A 19,761-nucleotide genomic window follows, 5' to 3' on the forward strand; every position below is an offset into this window, starting at 1 on the left:
AAGCTTATAAACTTGAACTAAAATCGTTATGCGTAAATTATTTAATAAATACACTTCAACTTATATATTAACATACAAATTTGCTGGAATATTATAATTTAGAAATAATATTCTTTATAGGTGCTATTCATAACTAATTTAATGCTTTATTTTTAACATTTTAAGAATTAATAGATATACTCAAATATTATCCCAGACATTCAAAGGTAAATCGTGTTCATGAGATTTCACATTACCTATAGCAAAAGAAATAACAAATCTCAATTTTTCTATAAAAAAGTAAACGTTTGAATTTTTAATAATTTAAAATAATTGTGAAAAATTTAAAGAAATATCCCTAGTATTAAAGAATAGAAAATGTTATACATTGGTAATATAAGAACAAGGACATAATATGATCTTTTATTAGTTTAGGCTTTTAATATATTATTAATTTCAAATATAACAATAGAATGGGCCCGTAGCTCAGCCAGGATAGAGTGTCAGCCTCCGGAGCTGAAGGGCGCGGGTTCAAATCCCGCCGGGCCCGTTAACATCACTTAATATTTAAAATCAAAAACACTATATAACACTATTATAAACTATTCTATTTTATTATTTTTGTCCAAAAATTCTTTGTAAGTCTTTACAATATCATCAAGTAATAGAATGCCCAAAAACTTCTTGTTTTCCATAACAATGGCATATCTAGAGCTTTTCATTACATCAAAGGCGTCATATAAGGAAGAATTAGGTCGTACATATGTCGGTGCTGGCAATGAATATTTTATAACTAATTCGTCTTCTTTTGCTTTTATTATATCAGTTAACCTAACAATTCCATGTAAATTATTTAGTTCATCAACTATTGGTAACGAGAATAAATTTAAAGAATTCATTAGATCGATTGCTTTTTTTATATTATCAGTAGGTTTAACAAAAATCTTTGAAATTTTTGCATCAGAAACCTTTATTTTTGTTAATAATGGCATTGAAAACTCAGATGCGTGAGCTGGTGATTCTTGCCTATTTAAGGGTTGTTCATTAAAAATTCCTCTAGAATTTCTGGCAACAAGGTAAGCTGAAGCCAAAGCAGCCATTTCTGCTGGAAGTAATTGTAATCCACCTGTCATCTCAACTACCATCATTGTAACACTTATAGGTACTGAGCCTGCAATACCAAAAGTAGAAAGCATTCCTACTATCATAAAAGGCATTGGTGTAGTTACAAGACTAGGAAACAATAAATGAAATGCATAACCAACCGCTAAACCAGTATAACCACCAATAACTATTCCTGGAGCAAACACGCCTCCTTTAGCTCCAGAGCCTATAGTGAATGATGTAGCAATAATCTTTGCTAATGGTAATAAAAACAAAGCTATAATTAGGGGAAACATAGATGGCACTGCATTGAAGTTTGAAATGTACCAAAGCCATCCATATCCTTCTCCCATAACTTCAGGGAAAAAGATAGCAATTAATCCAGCTATTATCCCACCAACTAAAGCTTTCTCAATTATATTTTTAAATCTTAAATCCAAAAATTTTTTTGTTTCAAACATTAAATATGGATATAAAATTGCCATACCTCCTGCTATTAAACCAAGCAGTACATAAAGAGGTAATCTCTCAGGATTAAATGGTAAGGAATAAGTTCCAAATATAGGAGAAAAACCAGTTATAGAGGAAAATATAACATAACCTATACTCGATGAAATTAATGAAGGATATATTACATTAGGTTCTAAATCTCGCTTATAGAGTAGTTCTGCTGCCAGAAGGGAACCAGCAAACGGAGTTTTAAAGATAACTCCAATTGCAGAACCCATACCTACCGCTGTTGCTATTCTTCTATCTTCTGGAGTACCTCCTAATAAATCTATTATAGTTTGTCCTATGCCAGCTCCCGAGTGGGAAGCAGGACCTTCTCTACCTGCACTACCACCTAAACCTATAGTCATTGAAGATGAAAGTATCGATGCTGGAATTTCTATAAATCTTATCCTAAGACCTCTATGAAATGCTCTAATAGCTACATCACTTCCTACCTCTTTTGTTTTCATAAACAAAGCTATTATAACTGATAAAAATGTGGCAACACCTATTACTATAGGCAGGAATAGTAATTTTTTAAAAGAGGCCCAATAATTCATATAAAATGATTGTCCTGGATGAGGTAAAGAAACTCCAATTATATTTCTTAAAATCATGTGTTCTATAACGAAGATATTTAAGTAATATAAAGATAAATCCGCTATACCTATTATTACACCTATTATAATACCATATATAAACCATTTTTCATAATATGGCAAATTTGATATTTTCATCTTAGATCACGTTAAGCTATTATAAAATAAGAATTTAAATTTGATATAATTTATTTCCCTTCAAAGGTAGTGAAGGCTTGACAAATCTGTGAACCGTTCTGGGGTAACATCTCATCCTTTTACATTTCAACTCTCCAATCTAGCATACAACAAGATCTTATAAATAATCATCTTCATCCTAAATGACAAGATTCCCTAAATTATAGTGAAAGTTTTTAAGATCTTAAGGGTTACCTCTTTTATGAGTTCTGCTCTTCTTCCTTCTTTTGTTATTGTAAAAATAATCAACTCACCCCCCCGATTTTTAATTGACCAATGGATTTCAAGGTAGCATCTAAATACCTGTTAAAATCAAAAACTTTTACCTACGCATTATAAATGAGAGATTTGTTGTTCATTTTACCATTTATTTTCTCATGTTAAGCTATCTTTTATCTTTTGTAAAGACTCTCTTATAAAATCATTATTACATCTTTCCATAACTAAACTAATATTTTTTTCTATTATTTTATTATTAATGTTTACATAAGAAGACATAAGATTCATTTTTATAGCGCTCTTGCATGATATAAATTTTAAAACGTTTTTTAAACTAGAACAATTAACAGAATAAAAATCTATTGAATCACAAATGTCGTAATCATTTACGTGACTTAATTTAATTTTTAATAGATAGCTATATATTAATTTTGCTTTAAATTCCAAATCATCTTGATTATTTGATTCTGAAACTAGTGGAATTAATTCTCCCACATTTGATACACCTTTACAAATTTATTAAAGTGTAACAACTATTTAAATCTTTCTCTATAGCACACCAATACAGCAGTTATAATAATTAGCAATTATTTAATGTAAATATTTTAAAAATATATAAGAATGTATGATTACAAATTAATTCAGGTGATGTTGTTGATCAAACTGAAAATGCCCCCAAAAATTAAAATTTTAGAGGCAGCTGGTGCAATTGCTGACGGAAGAATTACTATAGAGAAGGCTAATGATGAAACAATTATTGCTAAGGTTATAAGCAGTGAAAGAGACAAAACTTATAAAGTTATCATAAAAAAGGCTAATGATGATTATATTGTTTATAGTGACGATAATGGGACAAAATTAAGAGGATACGTTGGCTATCCCATAATATCAGTTATGATGCTAACTGGGTTACTAAGTAGGGACCAAAACGTTGAAGATGCTCTTAAAGAAATCGAATGGCGTAAGTTAAATGAAACATATAAAAAATACTACGTTGTTGAAGAAATTGTTTTAAAGAAAGCCGAGCCAAAACTTCCTAGATCTTATATATTAGATTTTAGAAATAACATATTGAATGAATTAGAAAAGATTAAAATTTTTTATGATGAGAATCTTTCTTCATTAGCATGATGTCGTAATGCAAATCTATGAGTAGATTGTAAAACCATAATTTTTAATTTCTCCAGACTTAATTAAATCTAATCCGATATAATTGTGATAAGCATCAGGTGCTCCACTCATAGGCTCTAAAGCTACTGCTCCTTTAATGCCTGTATAAATTTGAAAATAAGGCATTTTAATAGTTTTTATAATAATAGTTGAGTATTTAGAATCTAATTTAACTTGATTACCTATATAGAAACAATCGTCATATTCTTTATTTCCTTCTATTTCATAATCTATTAGTTCCCCTGTTGGAATTTTGTTTATACTAGCACACTTTTTTACTTGAGTCGGATTAATCTTCCAGGAATCTTCTATAATAAAATATGGATGAGCTCCAACAGTTAATGGGGCTTCATTACTACCAACATTTTTTATAAGAAATTCTACATTAAAACTTTCTCTGTTTATAACATATTTAATATTTATATTTAATTCTGATGGATAACCATTATCTTTAAGATTATAGGATAAAGTTATAGAATTGCTGCTTTTATTAATAACCTCAAATCTTTTATTTACTATTAAACCATGTATGGCGTTACCTTCACTGTTCTTATTGAGAAAATATTTTTTACCATTAAATTCATACTCTCCTCCTTTAATTCTATTAGCAAAAGGAACTAAAATTGCCATACCGCTATGAGTTGGATTATTTATATTACCGTGCAATAAAATATCTTTACCGTTTATAACTATTTTTTCTACATACGCGCCTACTTCATTAATAATCGCCTCTGACGCAAAATTCCTTATCTCTATCATCCTAATCACACTTTAAAATATATAAAAAAGAATTTAAGTAGTTAATCTTCATTATAGGATTGATAAAAATGACGTACTTTAAACTAGAAAAAGAATTTAAAGGAGACGAAGAAAAGGTTTGGAAAATAATTTCAAACATCTCTGACATACCTAAATACTGGCATGGACATAGAGAGATAAATATAGTGAAAAATGATGAGAAAAGTATTGAGGCTCTTGTAAAGTTTGTCTTCCCTTCAGTAGCAAAAGTTAGGTATGAAATTAATTATGAGAAAAAAGAAGTAGTAGCCTATTATCTAGATGGTCCATTCAAAGGAATTTCAAAATTAAGGATAGATAACAACAAATTAATCAACGAGTGGGATATAAGATTTAGCGGCTTATTTAAATTGATCTCTCATTGGGAAACTAATCATTTTAAGAAAGGAAGTGAAGATGCATTAAACAGAATATTAAATAATATTTAAAATAAATTCCAAATTTTTAATATATGTATCTCAACAAAATATAAATAAGAATACCTTATCAAACAAAATATAATGAGCTAAGAAACGGTGCTGTTCATGAACAAAGACAATGTAGCTGATAGTAGCAATTTTGAATCTAAAACTGAATACTTAAGACTTAGAAAATCAAGCAGGCTGAAAAAAGGGCTCTCTTTTAAGGATCTACTTTTCTTATCACTAGGTGGACAAGCCCCATTTCTATCGTTATTAACTTATGCAACAAGCGTTATATTATATTCATTTCTTTTTTCGCCAATAATTATAGTGTTCGGTATGTTATTAGTTTTAATAAATGGTATAGTTGTCTCTAAACTATCAAAAAAATATGAAGAAGGTGGAGGATACTATATATATGCAATGTATAGCCTAACTAGAAGGCTAGGCTTGGAAACAGGTTGGATGTACATTTTTTACTCATCTTTTTATGGAGCTGCGTATATAATTGGATCAAGTTTTGTCCTACACTTTGTTTTTAATTTAAATCCATTATTATCTGCTTTAATTGTATTTATTCCAGCATCAACTTTTTTAATTATAGGAATTAAGCCATCAGCTAAATATGCTGAACTATCAGGAATAATAGAAATTATAGTTATAGCAGCTATTTTCGTTATTAGTATCTATTTATCTAATTTCCACTTTTTCAATCCTATACAAAAGATACCTCCACTAGGCCAAATAGCAATATCTTTGTTATTTGCTATAGGTATTCCAACAGGCTATGGATCCATAACTCCCTTATCAGAAGAAAGCATAAATAGTAAAGATATTGGAAGAGTAGTACTTTTGGTCATTATTATTGGAGGATTAATAACAAGCCTTGCCATATATGGTATTATAGATATAGGTTTATATAAATCACAATTATCCACTATATTATCAAGCACAGCGCCACTTCTTTCGTTATTAAAGACTAACTTTGGTATAGTTGGTTTGCTTATTATGGTTTATGCCGCTATTAGTGATGGTATACTTGCTTCGCTTTCTTTCATGTTAGGTACATCAAGAACTGTGTATGCAATGTCACAAAGGGATATGCTACCAAGCGTGTTTACATGGTTAAGAAATAATGAACCAATCATGGCATCTATTTTAACAGCATTTATATATGGGATTATCTCATTCTTAGGTTTGGCTACAATAAAAAATCCTTTTTACCTCTTCTTAGAACTGGGAGCACTAGCAGGATTAGCAAATGTGTTTGTACATTTATCTGCGAATTTTTCTCTTATATTTTCATCAATAAGAGAACTTAAAAGGAGGGCATCTATTATAAGCAATTATGCAATAAGAAAAATTATTAATTTTATTTTAACCAAAATTGGAGATATAATTATAGGTTTAGTTGCTGCATTATTTTCTCTGATAGTATTAATTTATTCATTAGGTACAGTGAACAAAATAATTGAAAATTTATTTATGGGATGGATAATAATTGGTTTCCTGTATGCTGAAATCGTGGACAGCATTAAGCAAAACCATAATCATTGAATCTTTTTTACTATTGCTTCTGTAATATTAACCCATTTAATTTGATAACCCAAATAATCTAAAACTTCTATTATCCATTCGCCGTATCTATCAACTAGTTCAGAAATCTTCTTGTTATTAAAATCTTCCTTTTTAATTTCTTCTAAAAATTCATTTTTAATTAAATAATTCTTTAACCTCGTATAACCTACTATATTGTAATTACCTTCTTTAATGTTTTCCTTAGGTACTTTAAATCTTTTAGATACGTCATTGTAGGAAATTACATTTTCGTTTAAATTAATAGTTTTATTATCTTTACTTTCAATCTTATTGATTAAATTGTTATATATTTTATTTATTAAATAATATACAGCAGCTATGTTGATCGTTTTTTTAAACTTTATTATATTTTCATTATTAAAATCTTCGTACCCTAATGATTCATCAACAACAAGTATTAAAGGTAATTTAATTTCTCTAACTTTTTCTGATTTCCTTCTTAAATATTCTTTTGTCCAAAAACCAACTATTTCAACGTATATGTTAATGTTATTTTTTGATAGCATAAAATCTGGAATAAATATTGTATTGTTAACTATTAGAGGTTGAGGTTCCCTTATTATTTCCCAATCCTTCGCAATAATTTTCATTTTAGAATAGAAATCTTTTTCTATATTGCTATCAAAAGTTATTTCGCTATATATTTCTTCTAGAGGAAATTCCGCATCATCATTTTTCGTTTCCAATATGTAAGTCCTATTATATTTTCCCACAAATTCTGCCTTAATCTTCCACACTTTATTTGAGACTATTTGAGGCAACAGCATAGATATTGACCTACCATATCTTTCTGTTAGTCTTAACATTGAAGCCGGACCATAAAATTCAACCCTAAGTGGATCATTATATGCATCATACATTAAACCTAATCTCTTTGCAGTAAACAGCAAATCCTTCCATTTATTGCTAATAAAAACATCAACTCTTAAAGTTTTCATTAGTGCCGTTTGAAGCAATTCAAAATTATATTCCCTTAATAGATTTTCAGGGATCAATTCTGGCACTTTTTTTATTATCATTTCTTCCTCTAAATCAGCAAAAATGTATTTTAATGGATCAACACCTATTTCTTCTTTAACTTTTTTCAAGATTTTTTCTTTTTCAGAATCATCAATAACAGGCCCGTAGGAATAAATCCTGCTTCTAATAATTCTTGGATCTATTGGGGATTTATTTTCTACGATAGATTTTCTAAGTAATAATGTTGATATTCCTTCAACCAATTTTGGATCATAAGCCTTTTTTAAATATTTTATCTCATTTTTGAATTCTCCTATAGATAAATTTTCTTTTAGCAACGAAGCCATTTCTTCTATTAAATCTTTCTCATTATTTCCTATATATTCAAGATATACTTTATCTTTTTTGTATTTTACTCTTAATAAATCAGTGCTAAACACCTTTTCTTCTCCTCAAACTAAGACTATAATCAGATGTTCCTTTCGTTACTATTTCAATAAGTTTTGCTCTCTTTCCCTCTTTAACTCTAAGTATTCTACCTAATCTCTGTATGAATTGCCTTCTAGTTCCATAACCTCCCACTATAATAGCAATGGATGCATCGGGTATATCAACTCCTTCATCAAAGACATTTGATGCTACAATTACCCTATATTTACTATTTCTAAAATTATCCATAATTTCCTTCCTTTCATCTTTCGGTGTCTTATATGTTACAACAGGAATCAAAAATTCTTTTGATATCCTATAAGCCATAGTAGTATCTCTTGTAAAAATAATAATTTTATTATCTTTATAAAGATTTAATAGTTCTTTTAACTTTTTTATTTTTGAATTTGAATTTATAGCAATATTAGTCGATTCATACCAAAGTTGTAAAGCTTCTCTAGCTTCCTTATTTTTACCTGCATAATAGAGAAATCGTTTAAAATCATTAATACTTTTTAATTCTATGTTTAATCTATTTAAAATTTCTTTCATTTTCCTTCTCATTTCTTTATATCTGATCTCTTCATCTTCTTCTAAGTTAACATAAATTCTTTCAACATCATATTCAGCTAAATACTTTCCAGATAATGTTTCAGGATTTATCTTATATATAACAGGTCCTACCAAATCAAGCAAGAATGTATGCCTACCATCTTCTCTTTCCGGAGTTGCAGTTAATCCCATTCTATATGGAGCAGGGCTTAATTGTGCTATTTCCATATACCCTTCAGATGGTAAATGATGAACCTCATCAAAAATTAAAAATAAAAATTTGTCCCCTAATTCATCAATTTTAGAGTATGCACTATCATAAGTAGTTACAGTAATTCCGTGAACTTCATCATACCCTCCACCAATCCTACCTGGTGTAACACTTAATTCTTTAATTACTGCCCTATACCATTGCTCAAGCAAATCTATTGTAGGGACTATAATTAATGAAGAAGATTTTAAATTGGAGATTGCCTTTAATGCTATATGCGTCTTTCCAGCTCCTGTAGGCAATACAATGATTCCCCTCTTAACCTTTAACCATAAGCTTAATGCCTTTTCCTGATAAGTTCTTAACTTTATTCTGTCATTAATAATGGGAAAAGGGAGTGGGTCTAAAACAGAATCTTTAACGCTTATACCAGACTCTTTAAAATAGTCAATTATTTCTTTATATTTATAAGCTAATGATATATACTTCTTCATTTTTTCGTCGTACTTCATTTGTGGTGTATAAGTATCGGAAACTATCAATCCTTTATAATAGCTTATTCTAACCATATTTGCTCCTACAATTACTGGATTATATTTTACCTTAATAAATTCTAGCTATTTTAAAAAATTAAAATAAACAATATTCTTTAGATAGAAGTAATTTCGATGCGCATATTTTAAAATTATTTTATTTATTCCTTGTCTTTAAACACATAATTATTCACAATAATTTTTATAATCATTGACTAATATAATCTCTTCTCTTCGCTCTAAAGGATAAAGGATACCTTGAGTATTAGGTTACATCACTTAATGGATTCTGCTCCTTTATTCATGTTTTCTTTAGTTTCTTTGCACTGTTGGAATAAAATAACTTCTTCTCTTAAAATTAACAACAAATATTTTTACTTTTTAATCCAAACAAATATCGAATGGCATAGGTCTAATTAAAAATGATAACTATAAAAGCTCTAATCTTAACGAAGATAATATATTTGTAAACTGATTTATAAAAATGTAGCTATCTTATTTTTATAAACATTAATAAATCATAAACATAACTTGTAAAAACGGAAGGGGTTGATTTTGAGCACTGAAGAAAGGAAACTAGAACATATCGATATAGTAGTTAATGAAAATGTACAGTCAAAAGAAAGCAATCTATTGGATTACGTTAGATTTGTTCACAATCCTTTGCCTGAAAATGATTTAGATTCAATAGACTTAAGTAAAGATTTTTGTGGCAGTAGTCTAGACGCACCTCTTGTAATAACAGGTATTACAGGAGGACATCCAGAAGCGGAAAAAATAAATGATAGCATCTCAAAAGTAGTAAACAAATTTAATTTAGCAATGGGAGTAGGAAGTCAAAGAGCAGCCATAGAAAATCCTAAATTAATTCATTCATTCAGCATAGTTAGAGAAAATGCGCCTCATGCATTTTTGATTGCTAATATAGGAGTTGCCCAATTGAATAAAGGTTATAGTATAAAAGAGTTGGAAAAAGCAATAGATATGATTAAGGCTAACGCTATTGCAATCCATGTAAATCCTGGACAAGAGGCTTATCAGGATGAGGGGGATACAAATTTTTCAAATTTAATTTCAAAAATTGAAGAAATAAATGAAAAAATAAGTGTACCTATCATAATAAAAGAAGTTGGTAATGGATTGAACAAAGAACTTATAAAAGTTCTAAGGTCTATTGACATAAAATGCTTTGATGTAGCAGGGTTAGGTGGAACAAATTGGATAAAAACAGAAAGCATAAGATCTAGGAAAAAACATGGATATCCTTTAAAAGAACCAGGCAAGTTGGCTGATTTTTGGGGAAATCCCACAGCTTTAAGTATAATAGAAGCGAGAATGGGCGCTATGGACTCTTACATTATAGGAAGCGGTGGAATTAGAGATGGCTTAGATGCAGCTAAGGCAATAGCATTAGGCTCTGATATAGCAGGAATGGCTTTTCCTATTTTAAAAATTTTAAAAATAGAGGGTGAAAAGGGATTGGAAAATTATATAAAGAAAATGATATACCAACTAAAAACTGTTATATTTCTTTCTGGAGGTAAAAATGTTTATTCATTATGGAAATCCAAAATAACAATATGGGGGAGGCTAAGGGATGAGCTTTTAATTAGAGGTATTGAACCAAATGAATATTTGAACAAGAGAACACAAGCATTATTATGGAGGATGAAAGATCATGTCATATGAGAATTTAAACAAAGTAGGAGAAAAATATGCGTCGCTTATAGATTCGTATATTTCAGACATATTAAGGGGGGAACCGGAGGATCTTTATAAAGCTGCCATGCATTTGATTAAGGCTGGAGGAAAACGATTAAGGCCAATGATAACTCTTGCGTCATCAAAAGCTCTTGGAGGTGCCCCTTCAGAAGCAAAAGCAGTTTATTATGCAGCCGCGGTAGAAATTCTTCATAATTTCAGCCTAGTGCATGATGATATAATGGATAATGATGATTTTAGAAGAGGTATACCTACTGTACATAAAATATACGGAGTTAATTGGGCCATTTTAGCTGGAGATCTGATGTTTTCTTACGCATTTTTAACGCCATATCTAGCTATTAGAGCTGGCGCAGATTATAAGGAAATTGCAAAAGCCATTGAAGTTATTGGAGACGGGTCAAGGAAGATTGCAGAGGGTCAAGGATACGATATTATGTTTGAAAAAACATGGGACGTTGATGAAAAAGATTATCTAAAAATGATTTACTTAAAGACAGGTGCATTAATAGAGACCTCTTCAAAATTAGGAGGTATAGCATCTAATTCCGATGACGAAATAACAGAGCTTTTGGGTCAATTTGGAAGGTTTGTAGGGCTTGCATTTCAAATAAGAGATGATATATTAGGAATATTCGGTGATCCAGCAAAGACAGGAAAGCCTATATATAATGACTTGAGAAGAGGAAAGAAAACTATTTTAGTTTTATATGCATCTAAAAGGAAGAGCGAGTGGAAAGAATTCTTTATTAAACTTTTTTCCGGCAATCAATCTGATGAGAACATTAAAGAAGCTGTTGACATTATTAAAGAATCTGGATCGTTAAACTATGCAGAAATGCTAGCCAAAAATTATTACAACAACGCTTTAGACAGACTTGATTCTATTGAAAAAATGGGTTTAATAAAGGACGAAGAATCATTTAAGTCTCTTAAAGAACTAGCTGAATTTTCAATAAATAGGGACAAATAGGGGATAAAGTTGAGCGAGGATTTAGAAAGCATAGTTTGGAAATACACTTTGTTAAATGCATTTGAACATGGGGGGAAAGCTCAAACAAACAGTGTAATGTCTATGATATTAGGAGAGAGAAGTGATCTTAGGCAGAAAGCTAGAGAAATTTCCAAAATAGTCAGTAATTTAGTTGAAAAAGTTAATGCAATGAGTATTGATGATCAGAAAAAGGAAATAGAAAAGCTTGGAATAAAGATAGAATCTAAAAAAGAAGAAAAAGAAGAAAAAACACTTCCTCCTTTGCCAAATGCTGAAATTGGTAGAGTTGTAACCAGGTTTGCACCGAATCCTGACTTCGTAATACACATCGGAAATGCAAGACCAGCGATATTAAGCTATGAGTATTCAAAGATATATAAAGGGAAGATGATTTTAAGATTTGAAGATACTGATCCAAGAACAAAAACTCCAATAAAAGAAGCATATAACCTAATAAGAGAAGATTTGAAATGGCTTGGAGTCATACCTGATGAAGAATATATACAAAGTTTAAGAATGAACTTATTTTATGATGTTGCAAAAGAAATTATAAAAAACGGGTGCGCTTACGTTGACAAATCAGGTGATGAAGGCAAAAAGCTTTTATCTAAACAGATGGAACCACCTGATAGAAATACTTCTCCAGAAAAAAACTTAGAAGAATTTGACAAAATGATAAACAATTATTATAAGGAAGGAGAAGCTATATTAAGAATAAAAACTGATGTTACCCATCCTAATCCAAGCATTAGAGATTGGATTGCATTTAGAATTATCGATACATCGTCTTATCCGCATCCGCTTGTAGGAGATAAATATGTAACGTGGCCTACATATAATTTTGCTGTAAGCGTTGATGATCACCTATTAGGTATAACGCATGTATTAAGAGGGAAAGAGCATGAACTTAACACAATGAAACAGGAATATATATACAAATGTCTGAAGTGGAAAATGCCTATTTATATTCACTTTGGCAGATTGAAATTAGAAGGATTTATAATGAGCAAAAGCTATATTAGGAAAATCATGTCTGAGAATCCAAAAGAGTTCTTAGGTTATGATGATCCAAGATTTGGTACAATTTCAGGACTGAGAAGAAGAGGCATTTTACCTGAATCTATAAAAGAGGTTATATTAGAAGTTGGCATAAAAAGCGGAGACGCTAAGTTAAGTTGGATTAACTTAGCCTCAGTTAATAGAAAGAAATTAGACCCGATAGCAGACAGATTAATGTTTGTGGAAAACCCAGTTAAGGTAAGTGTAGAACAACCTACATGCTTAAATGCAGAAATACCATTACATCCTGATGCGCCAAACAGGAAAAGGTCTATAAGTATTTGCAATGGCGATGAAGTTTTTGTAGATGAAAAAGATCTAAACTTAAAAAGATTTAGACTCATGGAATTAGGTAATTATGAATACAAAAATGGATCATTAAAGTTTATTAACAAGGATATTAGTTATGCTAGAAAAGAGAAACTACAAATAATCCAATGGGTTCCTCATAAAGAATTCAAAGAGATTTTAATTAGGGAACCCTATGGACTTCAATTTAAAGATCATAAGGGAGTTGTAGAAAATTACATTAATAATTACAACAAAGGTTCTAGACTCCAATTTTTGAGATTTGGCTTTATAATAATTGACAATATAGATCCATTAATAGGATTTTTAACTCACAAATGATTTTAACAATTAAAGCTTAAAACAACGTATATACTTAATATATTTTAGGAGAAAAAATTTGATAATTGTCTATGGAAATCAAGTAATATATCTAAATGTAAATGCTATATTATATATAGTAAGTGGCATTGTTGCCTTATCAGTTAGCCTAGTTTCATTTAAATATAATAAAATAATTAAGGAAAATGTATTAAATTATATTAGTTTAGGATTTGCCTTATTAGGTTTAGGACTTATTATACAAGGTTCATTAATGATATTATTATCTTTTAATATAGCAAGAATATCAGAAGACTTAAGAGCAACTTATATTTCTTCTCTAATATATTTATTTTTACAATTAATAGCATATACTATAATTACTATAGGATATACTAGGGAAGCATATTGGAGCAATGCAGAACCATTGCTCATTACAATAATTTTAACAAAGAAGAGAGAATATTTTTTATTAGGCGCATACGTATTTGATGCAGTTCAAATAATATTAATATTTTTATTAGGACTTATAGTATTTTCAGGCTATTTAATTCATATGAAAAATAAAAATACTTTCTCATTGCTCGTTTTAATAGCCTTCTCATTAATGCTAATTTCCCATATAGTTTATTTGCTGTCATCTCTATCATTTTCAGTAAATTACTATTTTATAGCAAACATAATACAATTTTTGGGTTTCCTTTCGTTATTAATATTTTTAATAAGGAGTGGTCATATTGGTAGAACAAAAGAAAAATAGATCAAGAGTAAAGATATACTTAGACATATTGGAAACCATAGAAAAAGAAGATAAAGCGAGATTAACAAGGATTATGTATAACGCGAATATTCCCTATGATAGATTATTAAAATATATAGATGAATTAAAACAAAAAGAAATAATAAATGAGATAAATGATGGAGACAACAGATATTATATCTTAACAAACAAAGGTAAAGAGTTTGTAAAAGAACTCAAAAAGATTGATTCGTTTCTAAGGGGATTTGGTCTAAGCTTATAGACAGTTTGTCTATACTGTCTGTACTTGCTAGTATATATTTATCATAATTTACGTTTCTTTTTGGGGGATATAATGAAAGGACCAATTATAATATTTGGCGCCGATGGTTATATAGGTTGGCCATTATCAATACATTTAGGAGTCAAATATGACATACCAATAATAATGGTTGACAATTTTTCGACAAGAGCATTAGTTAAATCAGTAAAATCTGATTCATTAACACCGATAAAGTCTATGTCAGAAAGACTAATAGCTTATAAAGAAACCTTTGGAAAAGACAATCTAATATTTGAACCAATTGATGCAAGAGACCCTGAGCAAGTTGATCATTTAATTTCAAAATATAAACCTGAGGCTGTTGTACATCTCGCACAACAAAGGAGTGCTCCTTTTAGTATGATTGACCAAGAACATGTGCTTTATACAGAAATTAACAATGTTATTTCGAACATAAATATAATGTTTTCATTAATAAGGCACTCTCCAGGAGCTCATTTGCTTAAAATGGGCTCTATGGGAGAATATGGAACACCTAATATAGAAATCACGGAAGGAGATATAGAAATAGAATATAAAAATAGGAAAACAAAAGTTATGTTTCCTAGGTTTGGACAAAGCTACTACCATCTTACAAAAATTTTCGATACGTATAATTTGCTTTTAACAAATAAACTTCATGGAATCAAGGCAACTGATGTTATGCAAGGAGTAGTATATGGAACTAAAATTGACGAAATAGTTAATGAATCATTAGAAACAAGATTTGATTTTGATTCCAATTGGGGAACCGTTATAAACAAATATGTAGTCCAAGCTGTAATTTTAAATGAACTGTTAATTTATGGAAAAGGGAAACAAACAAGAGGATTCTTATCATTATATGATAGTATTAATGCCTTAACTCTATTATTAGAGAATCCACCTAAAGAAGGAGAATATAGAGTTGTTAATCAGCTAGATGAGATCTATAATACATTAGAGCTCGCTAACAAAGTATTAGAGATAGCAAACGAATTTGGAATTAAACCAAATGTAAAGCACATAGATAATCCTAGAGTAGAGGCAGAAGAACATTATTATAGCGTAGAGCATAAAATCCTGCCGTCCCTTGGATTTTCAAGGAAAAAAGATATTAAAGACGTAATTAGAGAAATATTTGAAACAGTAATACAATACAAACACAGAGCTATGATTCTAAAAGAACTCATATATCCAACGGTAAAGTGGAGAAACTTAAAACACATGAGATCAGATTTATTCCCGATGCCAGAAGAATATATGAGAGTATTGAGCAAAAATGAAATTATGAAATACTTTGGTCCAGTTATTGAAGAAAGGATAGGGTGAAAATTAATGAAAGTTATGTTAGTTTCTGAGATCGATGGTAAAACAAAAAAATTAAGAAGAGGGTCATATTTAAGATATAAATATCCTCCAAAAGGTGTTCAATATACTATATTTAACGATGTTATCCCTTTATTTAAGAATTCATCAAATTACGAATTTAATAAAGATAATGTGATATCAACTCTTTCCAGATTAATATTAAAGGGATTATCACAACCAATTCCTAAGGATGAAAAAATTATACACTCATTCTTTTGGAATTTTTATCTATATTCAAGACCATGGATACATGAAAATGATGAAAGTCCTAGCCAATTCTTAGATCAATACTATGGTGGAAAAGGATTTACTTATAATATTGCACTAGATTTTCTAGTTTATTATCTTAACTCTTCTCCTTGCAGAGCAATAATAACATGGTCTGATTGGGCTAGAAAAGGTTTTATAAAAGACGGTGTTGATTCATCAAAAGTTGTTTTAATTCCTCCTCCAATGCCGATCAAAGCAAGTAACAAAATTGAGCACAAAGGAATCAATATATTATTTATAGGCAGAGATTTTATTAGAAAAGGAGGAGATATAGTATTAAAAGTTTTTATTAAATTATCAAAAGAGTTTAATGATTTGAACTTATTTTATGTTGGCTCAATACCAAATAATATAAAGAAATTAATCAGCAGTTATAAAAATATATATCATTTCAGTAACCCTGATGATAACGTTCTTTATAAAAAAATAATACCTGCATCAGATATTACATTTTTACCTACTAGATACGATGCTTATGCATTAACGATCCTAGAATCTATGTCCTACGGTGTTCCAGTAGTTTCGTCAGATATTAATTCTATAAGAGAATCCGTAATTCATGGATACAATGGATTTGTGGGCAAAAATGAATATGATTATGAAAAATATCTGTCGATATTAATTTCGGACGAGTATGTTAGGAAATCGTTTTCTGAAAACAGCATTTCACTAATTAAAGAAAGGCACGATCCAGAAACAGTTGGTATTGAACTTACAAAAGTTTATGAAAATGTTTTATCAGGGTTATAATTTTATGAATAGAACCTTAAGTAATAGGGTTCTATTTGTATCTACATCGATAGTTAGGTTTTCTTCTATTATAGCCCAATCAGTTTTGCCTTTATATGCGTATTCACTTAATATAACTCCTTTTTATATTTCCATAATAATTGCAATTTTATGGGTTTTTAATGGTATTGGTTCGCTATTAATTAATGTTTCAAAAAAAGTTAATAACTTCATAGTAATGAGTTTTTTAATTACTCTAATGGGATTTATTTTAATAATTTTTTCAAAAAACTTCTTTTACTTAATTATTTCAGTAAGTCTTGTAGGATTAGGATTAGGCTCTATATCTATTCTATTGGCGCCTTCAATGCATATCGATAATAAAGGATTCGAAGGCATAGGCCTATACTCTTTTGCTTTGTCTTTAGGTTTAATACTTGGAACATTATTTTCATCTATTATACTTTCATACCTCTCATTTTTCTATATATTTATTTTCACAGCTATCTTATTGATTATTCCAATAAGCTTAGCTTTAAAATACAAGTTTAATCGTCATGATTTCAAGTTAATATTAAAATTTAACATTATTTTTTCAATCATGAGGAATAAAAAATTTTCCAAATATTTTATTTTAAATTTTATCTATTCTTTTACGTTACCATTAATAATATCATATTGGGGAATTTATGAAGAAAATTCAGTTAAATTAAAATCAAATATTGTTATGCTCTCTCTATTTTTATTATTCTTAACCTCTTCCATAATAAGGTTCAAATCAATAAAATCTAGCGAAAAAAATCTTGTGAGACAAGAAACTGTAGCAATTTTAGTTCTTCCAATTTCATTTATTCTTTTGAACATTCATAATATATATATTAATATACTTGCATTACTCCTATTTGCCATTCCGCATTCAATTTTATATCCAACTTTTCTTTATAATGCTTATAAATCGTTAAACAAGAATAACATAATTGCTGGTAATTTATTATTTTCTGCTTCTTCTGGAATTGCCGAGTTTTTATCCCCTATATTCGCACTAGGTATAATAAATATGTTTACTATAAAAAGTCTGTTTTTGTTTGCATTACCAATATCCTTTTTAATGTTGATATTTTATTTTAAATGATTGAAGGAGATCCCAATTGAGAAAAAGTAGTATGCTAATCATAGGAATCATAGTAATGTCATTCAATTCTATATATCAATATTCATGGAATGCCTTTGCACCCCTATTATCATCAGGATTTAATGCTAGCTTAAGTCAAATATCACTAGCATTTTCGCTATTTGCAATATTTTCAACTATTTTTCAAGTAATTGGAGGTTATATAGCAGACATTTATGGCCCAAAAATTATAGGTATTTTATCATCAATATTATCATCAATTGGTTTCTTAGGTACCTATACTAGCAAAAATCTACTTTCGTTTTATGCTTTCTGGTCAATAGGAAGCGCTGGTGAAGGAATCCTATATATGATTGCATCTAATTTAGCTGTAAAATGGTATTATGAAAAAAGAGGATTTGCTACAGGTCTAGTTTCATTTGGATTTGGTTTAGGAGCAACTATTGCAAATCCCTTCATTATTGAATCTAAATCATTTAGAGAACCTTCTTTAATTATAGGAATTATAGAGTTAATATTATTACCAATACTTCTTTACTTTTCAGATTATCCTAAAAAAGGGATTTCTGGTATAAGACCAACTAAAATTATAGTAACAAGAAAATGGTGGTTAATTTATTTTTCATATGTTTTTTCGGTAGTCCCACTACTATCTATGTCTAGCGCCCTTTCATTTGTATCTCATCAATCTGAAATAAAAATATTGGCTATTTTAATAAGCACATTTGCTTTAATGAGTGGCTTAGGTAGACCAATAATAGGATTCGTATCAGACAAATTAGGTAGATTTAAAACACTGTTTATTTCAATTTGTTTGGTTATTATTGGAAATATTTTGTTGATAATAAATCAAATATTCTTATCTGCCATAATTATAGGTTTATTCGGAGGAGCTCTGATACCATTATATTTCTCTTTAGTCGGAGATTTATTCGGAACAAAATATTCAACTGCAAATAATGGGATTTTATATACCGGAAAAGCCATAGCAGGTATTCTTGGAGGGGAAGTCTTTTCCATAATTTTAGGAAAGGGAGTATTGTTGAGTGGAATATATTTATTAATATCATCAATATTAAGTATAGCATTATTATTAACTAGTTCACATTAGTTAAAATCATAAAATATTTATAATATTTATATTTTTCATTCAAAATTTTATGTAAAGAACTTTCTATTGTTAACCGGGGAGTTAACAATTATATTAATAGTATCTGAATGCTAATTATAAAAAATAGCTCCATCAAGGTTTAATGTAAGCAAAACCCTCTTTTTCGAGTTCTGCAATCTTAAATACTCCTGAAGGAGTTGTTTTGCAATACTCTATTAGATCTTCTTTTCTTATGTTCAAGGCTTTCATAGATCTTTCGCATATATAAATTTTGACACCTCTTTCATTTAATTCTTTTATAAATCTTAATTTATCTTCATTAATACTACTCTTCAAAAATAACAAAGGGGCTTTATAATTTGCAACAAGAGCTATTTCATATAAATAATTTTCTAATAAGGACTCATCGATGAAATTTTTTATATTATTTAGGGAAAGCCTAAGTATTTCATCCTCATCTTTGTCGATATGAAAAACAACTTTTATTTTATGATTCAATAT

18 protein-coding genes and 1 tRNA gene are annotated in these 19,761 nt (G+C 29.2%); 13 read left to right on the forward strand and 6 right to left on the reverse strand.

Annotated elements, in window-relative coordinates; all coding sequences use genetic code 11:
* Nucleotides 1-454: 454 nt before the first annotated feature.
* Nucleotides 455-529: transfer RNA gene (locus tag Q0C16_RS03695), tRNA-Arg, on the forward strand.
* Between the two features lie 52 nt (nucleotides 530-581).
* On the opposite strand, the gene Q0C16_RS03700 is transcribed toward Q0C16_RS03695, so the two are convergent.
* Nucleotides 582-2,312 carry a chloride channel protein gene (locus tag Q0C16_RS03700; protein ID WP_292319692.1) on the reverse strand — a complete coding sequence of 577 codons (1,731 nt, stop codon included), beginning with the start codon at nucleotides 2,310-2,312 and terminating at the stop codon, nucleotides 582-584.
* 414 nt (nucleotides 2,313-2,726) lie between these two features.
* Complete coding sequence (locus tag Q0C16_RS03705) at nucleotides 2,727-3,065, reverse strand: hypothetical protein (RefSeq protein ID WP_292319693.1); 339 nt, start codon at nucleotides 3,063-3,065, stop codon at nucleotides 2,727-2,729.
* A gap of 153 nt (nucleotides 3,066-3,218) precedes the next feature.
* Between Q0C16_RS03705 and Q0C16_RS03710 the strand changes: the two genes are divergently transcribed.
* Nucleotides 3,219-3,701 (forward strand): hypothetical protein, encoded by a 483-nt coding sequence (locus Q0C16_RS03710; RefSeq protein WP_292319725.1) that lies wholly within the window; start codon nucleotides 3,219-3,221, stop codon nucleotides 3,699-3,701.
* A gap of 15 nt (nucleotides 3,702-3,716) precedes the next feature.
* Here Q0C16_RS03710 and Q0C16_RS03715 read toward each other — a convergent pair whose 3' ends face one another.
* A complete protein-coding gene (locus Q0C16_RS03715) occupies nucleotides 3,717-4,496 on the reverse strand; it encodes an aldose 1-epimerase (RefSeq protein WP_367117902.1) in 780 nt (259 codons plus the stop codon).
* A gap of 71 nt (nucleotides 4,497-4,567) precedes the next feature.
* On the opposite strand from Q0C16_RS03715, the gene Q0C16_RS03720 reads away from it, so the two are divergent.
* The gene (locus Q0C16_RS03720; protein ID WP_292319695.1) at nucleotides 4,568-4,966 is read left to right on the forward strand and encodes a hypothetical protein; all 399 of its coding nucleotides are present in this window, start codon (nucleotides 4,568-4,570) and stop codon (nucleotides 4,964-4,966) included.
* Between the two features lie 96 nt (nucleotides 4,967-5,062).
* Nucleotides 5,063-6,496 (forward strand): APC family permease, encoded by a 1,434-nt coding sequence (locus Q0C16_RS03725; RefSeq protein WP_292319696.1) that lies wholly within the window; start codon nucleotides 5,063-5,065, stop codon nucleotides 6,494-6,496.
* Here the strand turns inward: Q0C16_RS03725 and Q0C16_RS03730 are convergent.
* Together Q0C16_RS03730 and Q0C16_RS03735 are read right to left on the reverse strand one after the other, a co-directional pair.
* A complete protein-coding gene (locus tag Q0C16_RS03730; protein ID WP_292319697.1) occupies nucleotides 6,490-7,938 on the reverse strand; it encodes a DUF790 family protein in 1,449 nt (482 codons plus the stop codon). The two genes, Q0C16_RS03725 and Q0C16_RS03730, sit on opposite strands and share 7 nt — an antisense overlap.
* Nucleotides 7,931-9,259, reverse strand: a complete 1,329-nt coding sequence (locus Q0C16_RS03735; RefSeq protein WP_292319698.1) for a DEAD/DEAH box helicase family protein — start codon at nucleotides 9,257-9,259, stop codon at nucleotides 7,931-7,933. The genes Q0C16_RS03730 and Q0C16_RS03735 overlap by 8 nt, the downstream gene beginning before the upstream one ends.
* A gap of 519 nt (nucleotides 9,260-9,778) precedes the next feature.
* On the opposite strand from Q0C16_RS03735, the gene fni reads away from it, so the two are divergent.
* The 9 genes from fni (at nucleotide 9,779) to Q0C16_RS03780 (ending at nucleotide 19,260) form a co-directional block, all read left to right on the forward strand.
* Complete coding sequence (fni, locus tag Q0C16_RS03740) at nucleotides 9,779-10,912, forward strand: type 2 isopentenyl-diphosphate Delta-isomerase (RefSeq protein ID WP_292319699.1); 1,134 nt, start codon at nucleotides 9,779-9,781, stop codon at nucleotides 10,910-10,912.
* Complete coding sequence (locus Q0C16_RS03745) at nucleotides 10,902-11,918, forward strand: polyprenyl synthetase family protein (protein ID WP_292319700.1); 1,017 nt, start codon at nucleotides 10,902-10,904, stop codon at nucleotides 11,916-11,918. Before fni ends, Q0C16_RS03745 begins: the two co-directional genes overlap by 11 nt.
* Nucleotides 11,919-11,927: 9 nt before the next feature.
* A complete protein-coding gene (locus tag Q0C16_RS03750) occupies nucleotides 11,928-13,628 on the forward strand; it encodes a glutamate--tRNA ligase (protein WP_292319701.1) in 1,701 nt (566 codons plus the stop codon).
* 58 nt (nucleotides 13,629-13,686) lie between these two features.
* The gene (locus Q0C16_RS03755; protein ID WP_292319702.1) at nucleotides 13,687-14,367 is read left to right on the forward strand and encodes a hypothetical protein; all 681 of its coding nucleotides are present in this window, start codon (nucleotides 13,687-13,689) and stop codon (nucleotides 14,365-14,367) included.
* Nucleotides 14,345-14,629 carry a winged helix-turn-helix domain-containing protein gene (locus tag Q0C16_RS03760; protein ID WP_292319703.1) on the forward strand — a complete coding sequence of 95 codons (285 nt, stop codon included), beginning with the start codon at nucleotides 14,345-14,347 and terminating at the stop codon, nucleotides 14,627-14,629. The genes Q0C16_RS03755 and Q0C16_RS03760 overlap by 23 nt, the downstream gene beginning before the upstream one ends.
* 72 nt (nucleotides 14,630-14,701) lie before the next feature.
* Nucleotides 14,702-15,979, forward strand: a complete 1,278-nt coding sequence (locus tag Q0C16_RS03765) for an NAD-dependent epimerase/dehydratase family protein (protein ID WP_292319704.1) — start codon at nucleotides 14,702-14,704, stop codon at nucleotides 15,977-15,979.
* Nucleotides 15,980-15,985: 6 nt separating this feature from the next.
* Entirely contained in the window at nucleotides 15,986-17,038 is a 1,053-nt protein-coding gene (locus Q0C16_RS03770; protein ID WP_292319705.1) for a glycosyltransferase, read from the forward strand.
* Nucleotides 17,039-17,042: 4 nt separating this feature from the next.
* The gene (locus Q0C16_RS03775; RefSeq protein WP_292319706.1) at nucleotides 17,043-18,149 is read left to right on the forward strand and encodes an MFS transporter; all 1,107 of its coding nucleotides are present in this window, start codon (nucleotides 17,043-17,045) and stop codon (nucleotides 18,147-18,149) included.
* A gap of 16 nt (nucleotides 18,150-18,165) precedes the next feature.
* A complete protein-coding gene (locus Q0C16_RS03780) occupies nucleotides 18,166-19,260 on the forward strand; it encodes an MFS transporter (protein WP_292319707.1) in 1,095 nt (364 codons plus the stop codon).
* A 132-nt stretch (nucleotides 19,261-19,392) separates the two neighbouring features.
* Here the strand turns inward: Q0C16_RS03780 and Q0C16_RS03785 are convergent, their stop codons facing one another.
* Complete coding sequence (locus tag Q0C16_RS03785; protein ID WP_292319708.1) at nucleotides 19,393-19,758, reverse strand: DsrE family protein; 366 nt, start codon at nucleotides 19,756-19,758, stop codon at nucleotides 19,393-19,395.
* Nucleotides 19,759-19,761: the final 3 nt, after the last annotated feature.

This window comes from Caldisphaera sp., assembly GCF_023256325.1.
In the GTDB taxonomy this organism is placed as follows: Archaea; Thermoproteota; Thermoprotei_A; order Sulfolobales; family Acidilobaceae; genus Caldisphaera.

Bases quoted from the DNA above. Each gene is read 5' to 3' on its own strand.
- Q0C16_RS03725 (WP_292319696.1), top strand. From the start codon at position 5,063: ATGAACAAAGACAATGTAGCTGATAGTAGCAATTTTGAATCTAAAACT.
- Q0C16_RS03735 (WP_292319698.1), bottom strand. From the start codon at position 9,259: ATGGTTAGAATAAGCTATTATAAAGGATTGATAGTTTCCGATACTTAT.
- Q0C16_RS03710 (WP_292319725.1), top strand. From the start codon at position 3,219: ATGTTGTTGATCAAACTGAAAATGCCCCCAAAAATTAAAATTTTAGAG.
- Q0C16_RS03720 (WP_292319695.1), top strand. From the start codon at position 4,568: ATGACGTACTTTAAACTAGAAAAAGAATTTAAAGGAGACGAAGAAAAG.
- Q0C16_RS03775 (WP_292319706.1), top strand. From the start codon at position 17,043: ATGAATAGAACCTTAAGTAATAGGGTTCTATTTGTATCTACATCGATA.
- Q0C16_RS03700 (WP_292319692.1), bottom strand. From the start codon at position 2,312: ATGAAAATATCAAATTTGCCATATTATGAAAAATGGTTTATATATGGT.
- Q0C16_RS03770 (WP_292319705.1), top strand. From the start codon at position 15,986: ATGAAAGTTATGTTAGTTTCTGAGATCGATGGTAAAACAAAAAAATTA.
- Q0C16_RS03765 (WP_292319704.1), top strand. From the start codon at position 14,702: ATGAAAGGACCAATTATAATATTTGGCGCCGATGGTTATATAGGTTGG.
- Q0C16_RS03745 (WP_292319700.1), top strand. From the start codon at position 10,902: ATGTCATATGAGAATTTAAACAAAGTAGGAGAAAAATATGCGTCGCTT.